Here is a 13814-nt window from a genome sequence, read left to right as displayed (position 1 = left end):
CTCACCTTTATTCAAGAATTTCTGCTGCTTCTTTCCATTCTTCTTTTATCTCAATTCCCATATCTTTAGCAGCCTTTGCATTAATTTGCAGCTTTAAGTTTTGTGGATATTGTACTGGGATCTCACTTACTTTTTTCTCTCCAGTTAAAATACTTGCTGCCATTTCCCCTGCTTCAAAACCGATATCGTAATAATCAAAGCCATATGCTGCAAAACCGCCGCGTTTAACTGAGTCTAACTCACCAACAAATAACGGAATATCTTTATCACTTGCAACATCAATCACACTTTCCAGCGCGGAAACTACCGTATTATCTGTAATAACATATAATGAATCTACTTTACCGACTAAAGATTCTGTTGCTTGCTTTACTTCTGCAGATGTTGAAACAGATGCTTCGACAACCTCTAGATCAGTACCTTTCATTGCCTCCTTAACGAGATCAATTTGTGCAACAGAGTTTGACTCACCAGAGTTATAAATCATTCCAACTTTATTTCCATCAATATTCTCGTCTATGAATTTAACTGTATTCGGAATCGCATCCGGATGTGTATCGGTTGTACCGGTAATATTCGCGCCCGGCTCTTCAAAGCTTTTTACTAAGCCGCTTCCAACCGGATCTGTAACAGATGTAAAGACAATCGGAATCTCTTTTGTCGCATTTAATGCACCTTGCGCACTTGGTGTTGAGTTAGCAAAAATTAAATCTACTCCATCACCAGCAAAGTTATTGGCGATCGTTTGGTTGTTATTTTGATCGTTTTGTGCATTTTGAATATCGTATTCTACATTTAAACCTTTTTCCTCTAAAGCAGCCTGGAAGCCTTCTAAAGCTGAATCAAGTGACTGATGCTCAACAATTTGGGTCACTCCAATTTTATATGTTTTTTCACCTTCTGAACCTGAGTCACCACCAGAACCCTCTGTAGCATTGTCATTATTGCCGCAGCCTGATAATGCTAGAAAACCAGCTAGCATCATACCCATTCCTAATTTCCAACCCTTTTTCATATGTTCATTCCCCTTTTTAACGTTTTTCACTGTTATGCGTTTATGCTTTTGTTGATTAAATTATACAGGAACAAGGAAATAGTTCAATATTTTTCGAATATTTTAATAACATTTTTTCTTCCAAATAATTTTGAAATCTAGTAAAAACATGTGAAAAACACAGATACAACAAGAGTGTCTGTGTTTTTTCACAAAAGTAATTTTTCACTTAATCATTTCGATATAGTTCTATTAAAATACTATTTTTGTAAAACTTGATCTTTTAAAGCTCTGCGTAATATTTTCCCTGTCGTATTTTTTGGAAGCTCCTTCAAAAACTCTATTGATTTAGGAATTTTATACTTTGCTAAATGTTCCTTACAGTAGTCAAGAAGCATTTCCTCTGTTATGTCATCATTATTTACCACAACAAAGCATGTAACTGCTTCACCTGAATTCGGGTCTGGTCCCCCAAGAACAGCTGCTTCAACGACCGCATCATGATTGTAAAGAACCTCTTCCACTTCACGAGGATAGACATTATAGCCGCCAACAATGATCATATCCTTTTTGCGATCAACAATATAAAAATAACCATCCTCATCTTTTCTTGCGAGATCACCAGTATAGAGCCAGCCTTCACGAATAGTATGAGCGGTTTCCTCAGGCATTTTATAATAACCCTTCATTACATTTGGACCTTTTACGACTAATTCACCTACTTGGTTCGGTGGCAGCTCTTGTCCCAGCTCATTGACTACTTTATTTTCGACATTGACAATATTTGTTCCAATCGATCCTGGTTTTCTCGGGCGATCAAGCGGGTTGAAGCAAGTGACAGGTGATGCCTCCGATAAACCATAGCCTTCAGAAACGATTACCTTAAATTTCTGTTCAAATTCTTTAAGTAACGCAACCGGCATGGATGCCCCGCCTGAAATACATAAACGTAACGTTTTTAAATCATCAGGATTTGCTTGATCATATTGAAGCAGAATGTTATACATCGTTGGCACCCCGGCAAAAACAGTAGCATGATAGGTTTTAACCAATTGAAAGATAGCGGCAGGGCTAAACTTTGGCACGATTAGCATGGTAGCACCATTCATTAACGGTGCATTTAACGAAACGGTTAAGCAGAAAACATGGAACATCGGTAATGTGGTGACGACCACATCATTCTCAGATATCTTTAAATAATTTGCCGTATCAATCGCATTACTGTATAAATTTTTATGTGTGAGCATGGCTCCCTTTGGCTTACCGGTCGTACCTGATGTATAAAGGATGACGGCGACATCTTCTTCATCAATTTCCGGCCTCGAATAATGGATCGAACCAGTTGACAATAACGTTGTGAACGTTTTCATTTTAGTGGTTATAGATCGATTTGGACCAGCTACCTCTCCTGTGTGCTGAGATGGCGTTGTTTCACAGACGATGAAATGTTCAACCGTTGGCAGGTGTTCATCAAGTCTAGAAAATAATGGAATAAGCAAATCTGCTGTTATAACGATTTTTACGTCGCCATTATTGATCATATATTTGATCTCATTCGGTGTGTAGATAGGATTTATCGGTATAACCGTCGCTCCTGCTCGCAAAGCCCCATATAAAGAAATAATATAATGTGGTGAGTTCCCTAAAACGACTGCTATATGATCCCCTTTATTTACGCCCAAATCATGCAAGCTGCTTGCAAATTGATTAATGGCTACATCAAGCTGCGAATAGGACGTTTCTTTACCCTCGTAAATAAACGCAGGTTTGTTACCAAACGCTTTTACCGTTTGTGTTAACCGTGATGATAAATTCATTCTCTCCCACCCCTTTGATAAAATGAATGAATAACCATTCATTTTCCTGATTAAAAAACCCCTACTTTTCATTATATGGAATGTTTAAGGAATAGACAATCTCTGGGAAGGATTCCAGTTGCATGCTATAGAAATTTCTTTTCATTTCTAAATCAATGAAAGGGCCTAACCTCGCTATGGAAGCAAGAGGCCAGACCCTTACCTATTATTCACTTAAATCAACATTGTGGTACACTTGTCTAACATCTTCTAAATCTTCCAATGCATCGATCATTTTCTCAAATTGTGCCTTCGCATCTTCTGGAAGTGTCACGTCATTTTGCGCCAACATGGTTAATTCTGCGACGGTAAATTCAGTTATGCCGCTATTTTTGAATGCTTCTTGAACGGCATGGAATTGATCAGGTTCAGCATAAACAATGACCTGATCTTCTTCTGCTAGAATATCACGAACTTCTACATCTGCTTCCATTAAAAGCTCAAGAACTTCTTCTTCTGATTTGCCTTCAACGCCGATTACTGCTGTGGCATCAAACATATAGGATACCGAACCGCTTACACCCATGTTACCGCCGTTCTTGCCGAATGCAGCACGCACCTCTGATGCGGTACGGTTAACATTATTGGTCAGCGCATCTACAATCACCATTGATCCGTTTGGTCCAAAGCCTTCATAACGAAGCTCATCATAGTTTTCCTCTGCTCCGCCCTTTGCTTTTTCTATCGCACGGTCAATAATTGTTTTAGGTACACTGTATGTTTTCGCGCGTTCGAGAACAATTTTTAACGCTTGATTTGATTCAGGATCTGGTTCACCTTGCTTTGCGGCTACATATATTTCACGTCCAAACTTTGCATAAATACGACTTGTATTCGCATCCTTTGAAGCTTTCTTTTCTTTAATATTGTTCCACTTACGGCCCATCATGAACACTCTCTTTCTACTTTGAATCTAAATTTAAAAGTTTCTATTACTATGTTCTATTATACCTTAAACACTAGGTAAATGGATAACCTTCATTGTTCATTTCAATTCAAAAGGCAGCTTATTAATAAATAAGCTGCAGAAAATCTGTTTTTTCAATATTTCCAAAGTATTTCTTTACATCTATTTCTTGCAGCGCTTTTTCCAAATCCGACCTATCATACCTCGTACCTATTAAAACCTGTTCTATCTCTGTTACATCGCCAACGCCAAAAAAGTCTCCATAAATCTTACAATTTTCGATCATACCTTTTTGCACTTCTAACCGTACATCAATCTGTCCAATAGGGAATCGGTGTGAATGTTGATAGTTAAATTTAGGGGATTTCCCATAGTTCCAATCCCAATTTTGATAGCGTTCTTTAGAGATCTCATTGATTTTCTTCCAATCTTCATCGGTTAAATCATATGATGGAATTTGATCTGCTCCATTAAAAATATACCGCAGCAAAAGCTCTCTAAAATGTTCAATCGTAATTTTCTCTTCTAAATACTCACTTATATTGGCGACCCTGCTTCTAATTGACTTTATTCCTTTTGATTCGATTTTATCCTTTTTTACTTTTAATGCTGAAACTACACTATCGATTTCCGAATCAAATAATAATGTCCCATGAGAAAACATGCGCCCGCGTGTAGAAAATTGCGCATTTCCAGAAATCTTTCGCCCATCGCTTGCGATAATGTCATTCCGGCCGCTCATTTCTGCTTTCACCCCCAGCTTTTCAAGGGCTTGAACAACAGGTTCGGTAAACTTTTTGAAATTATGAAAGCTATCACCATCATCTTTTGTTATAAAGCTGAAATTCAAATTCCCTTTATCATGGTAAACGGCACCGCCGCCGGAAAGCCTTCTAACAACATGGATCTTATGTTCTTCAACATATGATGTATTAATTTCTTCAATTGTATTTTGATTTTTCCCGATAATAATCGATGGTTCATTTATGTAAAACAATAAATAGGTTTCATTAGGATCTAAATGTTTAACCGCATACTCTTCAATGGCTAAATTTATTCTTGGGTCTGTCATCCCGTTATTATCGATAAACAGCATATCCATTCCTCCATTTAATGATTGCTCCATTCAAGACCGGTGCTTGCCAAGATAACCTGTCCAGTAAATAGCTCGCGAGCTTCCTTTACTAAATTTTCATGATCACCAAAATGCGGCAAATGTGTTAATAAAAGCTGCTTTACACCAGCACCTTGAGCGATTGCTGCTGCTTCTTTGCAATTCATATGACCTGCACTTGTTCCATCTTGATTGCCATAATAGCTCGATTCTGCGAGTAAAAGATCTGCTCCTATCGAAAACGGAATGAAGTCTTCCTTAAAGCTTGTATCGGCTGTATAAACAATCGTCGATTGCTTGTCAGTGATCCTCATGGCAAAACAAGGAGCAGGGTGAACGGTCTGTAAAAAGGTAATCTCAAATGGCCCGATCGTTAATGACTGATTACCATCATACGGTATACCAATTGTTGCATCTTTATAGGTAAGCTTAGCAAAGCCTGCTTGATCTAAAGTATGAGCATAAATTGGGATGGTTTTTTTTGAGCCTTTAATAAATGATGTTACATAACTTGCATATTGCAATGGTCCGATATCTGCTATATGGTCATGATGATAATGAGATAGAATCACAGCGTCCAGTTCATCTATGGCAATAGTCTCCTGGAGTTTTGATAAAACAGCACTTCCGCAATCCACTAACAATCGAAACCCATTTGCTTCAAGCAAATAGCCTGAGGTTGCTTCATTCGGTCCCGGAAATCCGCCCCAGTAACCAATCACCTTTAGTTTCATCTGCTCATCAACCTTTCGTTTCCCATTTATTTTACTATTCAATATTCTCATTATACTAAAGGGCTAACACGAATTCACGTTTACTGGCTTTGCTTCCAAATCCTCTCAACGAGTTCTTTAGATTACCTTTGGGTATAAGCACATTTTTCATAATCCTTGCTAATTTCATCACAAAAAAGGTTTTTTCAGCGAAAATTGTTACAAAACAGTTATTGACACAACAAAACTGTTATAATACAATTAAAGCAACAAATGACAACGGAGGGATTCAAATGATCATGAAAATAACTGAATTTTTCAGAAATTTACCAAAAAAACAATGCAAAGAGTGTGGCCAGGATATTGAGGAACAGCATGAATGCTATGGCAACACATGCAATGAGTGTCTTCATGTAACAGACATATAAGTAATGGCTTCTGCAATCATTCTGTACTAATACACATCCACCATTCTCCATACAAAAAGGATGGCGAATCACTCGCCATCCTTTTTGTGTTTTTAGCTATTAAAGCCTTCTATTTAAGATGTCGCAACTAGCTTCCTTTTCATCATGGTTGATTCCCTTACAGCCAGCTGTGAAGAAAACTCATGCTTTTCGTAAGAGCGGTACTGTTTTTTATGTATTTTATCATAAATAACGTCCATTGATTTCAAGGCCATTTCCTGAACAGGCTGTATCACTGTCGTAATCTGCGGATCTAATATCTCAGTAATTTCCATGTTATCAAAACCAACTACAGCTAGATCCCCTGGTATGCTCCACCCATGTCTTTTTGCTTCAGAAACAACACCTGCTGCAACTGCATCTCCTCCAGTAAAAATAGCTGTCGGTGAAGTTTTCATGCTTGCGATTCTTTTAAAAATTTGTCTTCCATCCTCAACACTTAAAGCTTGTTGAAAGTGAAATTTTTCATCAAAATAACAGCCTGCCTCTGCTAAAGCCTGTTTAAATCCATGTTCCCTTGCCTTCATTCCCTCACTTACCATTCCGTTTGAACAATAAGCGATATGTCTATGACCCCTTTCAAGCAAATGGTTGGCAATTGTATAGCCGCTATATGCTTGATCCATATACACCATCGGAATTTGCGCATTCTCCACAATTTCATTGCAAAGAACAATTGGACCATAGTTTAAATAAGCATCGACAACTGGCCAGTCATTTTCAACCGACGTCATAATAACGCCATCAACCTGCCTCGTTTTGAGAAGATTCAAATAATTTCGTTCTTTCTGTTTTAAGAATTGTGTTTGGCAAATAATTAGTTGATAGCCTTTTGCAGAAGCAGCCATTTCGAGTTTTTCGATCAGCTGACTAAAAAATGGTGTGGATATTTTCGGAATTAAGACAGCGATAATGCCTGTTTTCTGATTTCTTAAGCTTCTCGCAGCAGAGTTTGGAACATACCCCAATTGCTCCATTGCCTGCTGGACAAGCTTCTTTTTCGTATCGGAAACATAAGGATGATCATTTAACACACGTGAAACAGTTGTCCTAGATAATCCCGCTAGTTTCGCGACATCTTCTATGGTAGACAAATTTCTCCCTCCCCACGGCTCTATGTTGCCCACCTTGTTTGACATCTGAAAACGTTTTCATATATAAGTATATGAAAATATTATTTATTTTTCAACCTTTTTTATAAGAAATCTACCTTTTTTTATGACATTTCGGGATTTACTAGAAAGAGAGGCTGATTCATAGCCCCTCTTTTCTAATAGACTAAGCAGAAACCTCGTTCAGTGCCCGCTTTTCCTTTTTCAATTTCATTGTAAAGTAGAGAATTGTACCTGCTATTGCCATGACAAAATATCCTGCTAATACAAGTGCTTGTGACCACATATAATCAAAATTGCCGCTAGAAATAATCGCTTTAAAGCCGGCAACAGAATAGGTCATTGGCAGCCATTGATTAATTTTTTGAAATCCTTCTGGAATTAACTCAAGCGGAAACGTTCCTGCACTTGTTGTTAATTGTAGGATTAACAGGATGATTGCCATGAATCTGCCCGGATCGGCCATCGTTGTTACCAAGAATTGAACAATCGCTATAAAGGTTAAGCTTGTTACTATGCTGAATAGGATAAATAAACCAATATTTTTTACTTCTAATCCTAAACCATATAAAAGGACAAGATCTGCTAGAATCGCTTGAATGACGGCTACAAAAAACAGCACACTAAATTTGCTGGCAAACCAAGCGAAGCCAGATTTCGGTGTTCCAGATGTTTTTCGTAATGGAAACACAACGGTTACTAACAGTGTTCCAACAAACAAAGCAAGTGATAGGAAATATGGTGCAAGACCTGTTCCATAGTTTGGAACCTCGTTTACTTCCTCTGTGTTTAAATCAACCGGATCTGCAACCATATCATAGACCTTATCAGATCCTTTTACATCCTCTGTTTCATCTGTTGCTTCTTTTAGTTTTGTTGAAAGGACAGTTGTTCCATCCGAAAGCTGTGATAATCCGTCATCTAATTGATCAGCGCCATTTGCCAGCTTTTTAGATCCATCTTCTAATGCGATCGAACCATCAGCTAACTGACCAATTCCTTGCTCCAGGGCAGATCCCCCATTTACTAATTGTTCAGTTCCGGATTTTGCTTCAGTTAGCTTGTCACCGAATACATGTAAACCTTCTGTTAAAGACGATTGACCTTGGTTCACTTGAACTGCTCCATGATAAAGCTTTTCCTGTCCTGCAGTTAGCTGATTTATGGCAGCTTCCACGGAAGCAGTTCCTTCATATAGTTTTTCAGCATTAGCCGGTAATGCTGCCACATTTTTGTTAAGCTCACCCGCACCTGCCGCTAATTGATTAAGGTTAGTTGATAGCTGTTTTCCACCTTGATCTAAACTGTTTAGTGCTTCCGCTAATGCTAAAAGCTCCTGTTGTTTTTCTTCAGGTAAAGGCATTCCTTGTAGATCGGAAATCACCTTATTAACCCCAGCAGTCACCTGTGATAAATTTTGTGATAAATCCGCTGCTCCTTCATGAGCAGCAGTGCTTCCATCTGCAAGCTGTTTAGTGCCTTCCACCAGGTTCGGAGCACTATTTTTTAAGGCTCCAACCCCCTTTGTCAAGCTTGGAAGATTATTTTGCAATTTCTTCATGCCTGTTAATGAATCATTTAATCCTGTTACTAATTGTGAAGACCCCGATTCGAGTTTGGCAGATCCGTCATATAATTCCTTCTGCCCCTGTTTCATGGCAGCTAAACCACTATCTAATTCACTTATCCCCTCTACAAGCTTCGTTGACCCTGATGAGGCGTCCTGTAACCCATCTTTAAAAGTAAGTGATTTCGTTACAAGCTGATGAAGATTTTCTGAAAGTTTGCTTGAGCCTTCCTTTAGCTCGCCAGTACCATCGTTAATTTTTTCGGCACCTTCGCTTGCATCTCCAATTCCATCTGCCATTAGCTCAATATTATCAAAAATCGATTCTGCATAAGTTTTCGTTATTGTATTAGCGACCTCTTCTTTAATTTTTGCAACAGCACTTTCACCGATTTGTCCGGAAATAAAGTTATTCCCTTTATTTGTGATAAACGTAAGCTCTAAGTGCTCCGGTTCGTTGCTTTGTAATGTTGTCGCATTGCTTGAAAAGTTTTTTGGAATTTCAATGACCATATAATAGTCTAGTTGTTCAAGACCTTCTTCTGCTTTTTGCTGATCGACAAAATGCCACTCAAACTTCCTGTTTTCTTTTAAATGATCAACTAATTCATTCCCTACATCCAGCTCTTTTCCCTCATAGGTGGTGCCAGTGTCATTGTTGACAACCGCAACAGGCAGCTGATCAAGCTTTCCATATGGATCCCAAAAGGCACCAAGGTAGCCGCCGCTATACATTAGCGGAATAAAAAGAACCCCGATGACAGCGATCAAAACTTTTTTATTTTTAAATAATGCCTTCCATTCTTGTTTGATGAATGACAATTTCCTTCAACCTCCTGTATATCCAAATGACCGTTTTGTTCATTTGGTCATAATGTGGCAAAAAAGTGAGGATTATCAGATTGATAATCCCTTTAACAAATACTGATCAAATACTTCAGCAATTTTTTCTTTTTCGAGCGGTTCATGATGTTTTTCCCAATCAAAAATTAATGAGATATAGAGCTTTAGTAAAATAAAAGCGGTCAGCTCCGGGTCACATGGTTTGATCTCTTTATTTTCAATTGCCACAATGATTTTTTGCTTAATATAATTCAAAATCATCTGTTCAACCTTTTTAACACCTTCATTCACAGTAGGTGTTCCAAGCTCATTACTTTCCTGAAAAAGCTTGATCGTCAATTGATGTGTTTTTCGAAATTCCAAAATACTGTATAACGCTCTATGGACATTTTCTAAAAATGACCTATTGGGATCAAACGCATTCTCTGCAGCTTCCTTCATATCCGCCAGCAGATCATCAATGATTTCAGAGAATAGTTCTTCCTTATTTTTATAAAACGTATAGATTGTTCCTTTTCCGACGTTTGCAAGCTTTGAGACTTGATCCATTGTTGTTGCTTTATATCCAAATTGGGTAAAGGATCTTGTTGCGGCCTCCAGAATTAGCTGCTTTCGATTGATGCCCAAGCTATTCACTCCTATTACTAGAATGACCAAATGAACAAATTGGTCAGTTTTCATATTGTTACTATAACATGTGGTTTAATTGATTTCAATAGCTGGTTTGGGAGACTGTCTTTTAATACAGCATCTCTCTTATCTACCTAACTTTAAACCTATTCATTTATCGCTTTTAACGCACCCTGTAAGGCATCAATAACCCGATCACACCAAAGGTCGAATTCCTTATCTTCTGTTTGAAGCTCTGGGTTAGCTAATATGTTTTCAATCGTTTGCTTAATTCCTTGGTCAACTCGGGTTGTTGCAACAAAATCTGGAACAAGTCGTTTTAGCTTTGAATTATCGAATACAACGGTATTCGCCTTATCTCCTAATAATCCGCCTCTGTAATCCTCTTTACTGCATGCGGCTAAAAATTCGGATGGAACATGGACAGCATTAAGTTTTACGCCAAGGGCATCGGCAATTATTTCGTAAATTTGATTCCAGGTAACGCTTTCATCTGAGGTAATGTGAACAGCTTCTCCAATCGCATGAATATTGCCCATTAAACCGATAAAGCCTTTAGCAAAATCACGATTATGTGTCAACGTCCATAAGGATGTACCATCCCCATGAATAATCACAGGTTTGTTCTCTAACATCCGCTTAGCAACCTGCCAGGATCCCTTTCTTCCATGTACACCAAGCGGAATGGAACGTTCATCATAGGTGTGGCTTGGCCTTACAATTGTTATAGGGAAGCCAGTCTCACGATATTGTTTCACCAAATACTCTTCACAGGCAATTTTATTGCGGGAATACTGCCAATATGGATTTGCCAAAGGCGTTCCTTCTGTAATTCGATAATCTGACAAAGGTGTTTGATACGCGGAAGCAGAGCTTATAAAAATAAATTGCTTCGTTTTGTCGTTAAATAAACGATAATCTCTTTCCAACTGAGCTGGTTCAAACGCGATGAAATCTGCTACAACATCAAACTCTAAATCTTCGATAAGTTTAGCTACATGCTGTTCATCGTTAATATCAGCTTGAATCAAGTTGACAGATGCAGGCAAGTGCTTCGTTCGATTTCCTCTATTAATAAGGTAAAGTTCGCAGCCTTTTTCTGCTAGTTGATTTGTAATTGCTGAGCTAATTGTTCCAGTTCCACCAATAAATAACGCTTTCATACTTTTTAACCTCCGCCAGTATTTTTTTCTTTACATACCCTAAATCCTCGATAATGGCCACCTGCAAACGCCTTTAATGCAGCATGTCCAATACAAGCATCCGTTTCACTCATGAGTATTTAACTGGATGACTTTGGACGCCTTATTTATATATTAATCTATTTTTTTCGTCCTCAATACCCGATTTTCTATAAAAATACGTATTGATTTGATCACGCCATTCTTTAGCACTTCTAAGCTGCTCACTAAAACGGTCCAGTACGTTATGAAATGCCTTTGGAGAAATCTCACCTTCTAGTTGCTTCCATAATTCCATGTATTTCTCAACTTCTTCCACACCTTCAAAATGAGTGTCATAAATATGCTGAATTACCGTTTTTCCTGATTGTAGTCGATGTGTATAGGAAACATGGTGGAAGAATAATAGTAACTCATCTGGACATGTTTCTACGTTTTCATAAATTTCTATGTTCTCAGGGAAATATTGACCTGTATAGCCTGTTCCATCTTTTACTGTTCGATTGACACCAATGCCATTGCGATCGGCAAAGTGATACGTTCCCCATACCGAATATTCATAACCATCGACATTTGGCCCATAATGATGTCCTGGATTCACCATAAACCCAATCCCTAACGGAGCCGTATATTTTTCGTATGTCAGCCAAGATCCCATTAGTATTGTATAAATATGTGTAAACACTTTCTCCTCTTTACCAAAGGTCAATTCAATCCATTCTTTGGCAATTTCTTCTGACGTTAAATCAGGATTCCAAATTAACCGGCCATAGCCATATAAATTTGCTTGGGCTAAAGTATGTCCTGTCCAATTATCGTCATCACCAATATTCGATACCGCTGCTACTCCTGCCAATTCTCTCTCATATAAGGAGCCATCAACAATTGATTTAATTTTTGAGTTCTCCCCTTTTGCATATGTATCAAATTCAAAAACTTCCTTCCATTGAGGGACAAGGAAACAAACATGCTTTTGTTGACCTGTATACTCTTGGGTGATTTGAAATTCCATCACGTGATTCGTCTTTTCTATTGCTCCTAATAAAGGAGAAACAGGCTCTCGTACTTGAAAATCGATTGGACCATTTTTTATTTGCAGAATAACATTATCTAGGAACTTTCCGTCTAATGGTTTGAAATGATCATATGCCGCTCTTGCACGATCTGTACTTCGATCACGCCAATCTTGTAAGCAATTGTAGACAAAGCATCTCCAAATCACAACTCCGCCAAATGGTTTCAATGCCTCAGCTAAAACATTTGCCCCATCCGCATGATTTCTTCCATACGTAAACGGTCCTGGCCGATGTTCCGAATCCGCCTTCACCACAAATCCGCCGAAATCAGGAATATACTGATAAATTTCTGCCGCTTTCGTTTTCCACCATTCCTGCACTTGCGGATCTAAAGGATCTGCGGTACTTAATCCTCCTAACTGAATAGGACTTGAATAATTAATACTTAAGAATAGTTGAATTCCATAGGCACGAAAAATATCAGCTATTTCAGCGACTTCTGGTAAAAACTCTTTATTAATTAATTTCGTTTCTATTTGATGAACATTAACATTATTAATAGAAATTGCATTAATCCCCACGGAAGCCAAAAGCCTTGCATAATCTCTTATTCTCGTTTTATCTTCTACTATTTTTTTATCAGCATAGAATATTGACTTTCCAGCATAGCCCCTCTCCACACTGCCCATCGCATTTGTTTCATCCATATTATCCCATTGGTTAATCATTCTTATTTTATTTCTCGGGTTTTCACTAATAGATAGGCTGTTTAGATCTGCTCCTCTTTGGATTAATCTGAAGAAATGATACATTCCATATAAAAGGCCTTTATCATTGGAAGCGATAACATAAATTGTTTGATGAATTGTTTTAATGGCATAGCCTTCATCATTCATCACATTTGAAAACTGGTTTCTTATCTCACCCCAATCGTCCAATGTAGAGAAAACGATTTGACAATCTGGTGTTTTCTTTTCATTAAGTCTAATCTCTCTTTTAAAAGTATGAGTAAAGGTAGAAACGATTTCACTTTTCACTGTATTTAATATAGGAGAATCACCTATTACTGCCACATCATTAATTGATTGGATAAACTCCTTATTAAACTCTCCTTCAGCTCTTGGTAGCCAGCATAGATCAGCTTGTCGTTCAGACGTATTCATTACTCCCATCATATTCTCTCCCTTGTCTAATTATTTCGGCTTTTAACCAAACGAGCTTACACCCCATATAGTAAGCCCTTTCATTTTTTTTGCAAGAAACTATGTACAAAATCTTTGTGAAAATTTACATATAAATATAATAGCAATCTGGTTATGCACCTACACACAAAAAGTGTATACTAGTATGGTAGATTAGTTTATTTTATCTCATTTTTATCGAATATTCAACTTATTTCTACTGCATCGTCGAA

Annotated in this window: 11 protein-coding genes; 1 reads left to right on the top strand and 10 read right to left on the bottom strand. The window is 37.9% G+C overall.

Features of this window, described 5'->3' with window-relative positions:
• Positions 1 to 7: 7 nt before the first annotated feature.
• The 5 genes from ACSVDH_RS04925 to ACSVDH_RS04905 all read right to left on the bottom strand — a co-directional run bounded on the left by ACSVDH_RS04925 (position 8) and on the right by ACSVDH_RS04905 (position 5605).
• Positions 8 to 1015 carry an ABC transporter substrate-binding protein gene (locus tag ACSVDH_RS04925; RefSeq protein WP_439248665.1) on the bottom strand — a complete coding sequence of 336 codons (1008 nt, stop codon included), beginning with the start codon at positions 1013 to 1015 and terminating at the stop codon, positions 8 to 10.
• A gap of 239 nt (positions 1016 to 1254) precedes the next feature.
• The gene (locus ACSVDH_RS04920) at positions 1255 to 2811 is read right to left on the bottom strand and encodes a fatty acid--CoA ligase family protein (RefSeq protein WP_439248664.1); all 1557 of its coding nucleotides are present in this window, start codon (positions 2809 to 2811) and stop codon (positions 1255 to 1257) included.
• Between the two features lie 205 nt (positions 2812 to 3016).
• Positions 3017 to 3736 carry a YebC/PmpR family DNA-binding transcriptional regulator gene (locus ACSVDH_RS04915; protein ID WP_299091332.1) on the bottom strand — a complete coding sequence of 240 codons (720 nt, stop codon included), beginning with the start codon at positions 3734 to 3736 and terminating at the stop codon, positions 3017 to 3019.
• A gap of 124 nt (positions 3737 to 3860) precedes the next feature.
• A complete protein-coding gene (lplA, locus tag ACSVDH_RS04910) occupies positions 3861 to 4853 on the bottom strand; it encodes a lipoate--protein ligase (protein ID WP_439248663.1) in 993 nt (330 codons plus the stop codon).
• Positions 4854 to 4867: 14 nt separating this feature from the next.
• Positions 4868 to 5605, bottom strand: a complete 738-nt coding sequence (locus ACSVDH_RS04905; protein WP_439248662.1) for an MBL fold metallo-hydrolase — start codon at positions 5603 to 5605, stop codon at positions 4868 to 4870.
• 272 nt (positions 5606 to 5877) lie between these two features.
• Here ACSVDH_RS04905 and yhfH point away from each other — a divergent pair, with 272 nt between their 5' ends.
• The gene (gene yhfH / locus ACSVDH_RS04900) at positions 5878 to 6012 is read left to right on the top strand and encodes a protein YhfH (protein WP_299091339.1); all 135 of its coding nucleotides are present in this window, start codon (positions 5878 to 5880) and stop codon (positions 6010 to 6012) included.
• A gap of 113 nt (positions 6013 to 6125) precedes the next feature.
• Here yhfH and ACSVDH_RS04895 read toward each other — a convergent pair whose 3' ends face one another.
• From ACSVDH_RS04895 to ACSVDH_RS04875, 5 genes are all read right to left on the bottom strand, one after another.
• Complete coding sequence (locus tag ACSVDH_RS04895) at positions 6126 to 7145, bottom strand: LacI family DNA-binding transcriptional regulator (protein ID WP_439248661.1); 1020 nt, start codon at positions 7143 to 7145, stop codon at positions 6126 to 6128.
• Between the two features lie 184 nt (positions 7146 to 7329).
• Positions 7330 to 9552 (bottom strand): YhgE/Pip family protein, encoded by a 2223-nt coding sequence (locus ACSVDH_RS04890; protein WP_439248660.1) that lies wholly within the window; start codon positions 9550 to 9552, stop codon positions 7330 to 7332.
• A gap of 75 nt (positions 9553 to 9627) precedes the next feature.
• Complete coding sequence (locus tag ACSVDH_RS04885) at positions 9628 to 10200, bottom strand: TetR/AcrR family transcriptional regulator (protein ID WP_299091345.1); 573 nt, start codon at positions 10198 to 10200, stop codon at positions 9628 to 9630.
• Between the two features lie 149 nt (positions 10201 to 10349).
• A complete protein-coding gene (locus ACSVDH_RS04880; RefSeq protein WP_299091348.1) occupies positions 10350 to 11366 on the bottom strand; it encodes an SDR family oxidoreductase in 1017 nt (338 codons plus the stop codon).
• Positions 11367 to 11508: 142 nt separating this feature from the next.
• A complete protein-coding gene (locus tag ACSVDH_RS04875) occupies positions 11509 to 13572 on the bottom strand; it encodes an alpha-glucuronidase family glycosyl hydrolase (RefSeq protein WP_439248659.1) in 2064 nt (687 codons plus the stop codon).
• Between the last annotated feature and the right edge of the window lie 242 nt (positions 13573 to 13814).

The organism is Metabacillus sp. Hm71, from assembly GCF_051842955.2.
In the GTDB taxonomy this organism is placed as follows: Bacteria; Bacillota; Bacilli; order Bacillales; family Bacillaceae; genus Metabacillus.
Note: the sequence above shows the minus strand (reverse complement) of the source record. Positions and strands in the feature narration are given on the sequence as shown.

What these genes read in the sequence shown, in the direction of transcription:
- ACSVDH_RS04925 (WP_439248665.1), bottom strand. Translation starts at nt 1,015, where the DNA reads ATGAAAAAGGGTTGGAAATTAGGAATGGGTATGATGCTAGCTGGTTTT.
- ACSVDH_RS04920 (WP_439248664.1), bottom strand. Translation starts at nt 2,811, where the DNA reads ATGAATTTATCATCACGGTTAACACAAACGGTAAAAGCGTTTGGTAAC.
- ACSVDH_RS04915 (WP_299091332.1), bottom strand. Translation starts at nt 3,736, where the DNA reads ATGGGCCGTAAGTGGAACAATATTAAAGAAAAGAAAGCTTCAAAGGAT.
- lplA (WP_439248663.1), bottom strand. Translation starts at nt 4,853, where the DNA reads ATGCTGTTTATCGATAATAACGGGATGACAGACCCAAGAATAAATTTA.
- ACSVDH_RS04905 (WP_439248662.1), bottom strand. Translation starts at nt 5,605, where the DNA reads ATGAAACTAAAGGTGATTGGTTACTGGGGCGGATTTCCGGGACCGAAT.
- yhfH (WP_299091339.1), top strand. Translation starts at nt 5,878, where the DNA reads ATGATCATGAAAATAACTGAATTTTTCAGAAATTTACCAAAAAAACAA.
- ACSVDH_RS04880 (WP_299091348.1), bottom strand. Translation starts at nt 11,366, where the DNA reads ATGAAAGCGTTATTTATTGGTGGAACTGGAACAATTAGCTCAGCAATT.
- ACSVDH_RS04875 (WP_439248659.1), bottom strand. Translation starts at nt 13,572, where the DNA reads ATGGGAGTAATGAATACGTCTGAACGACAAGCTGATCTATGCTGGCTA.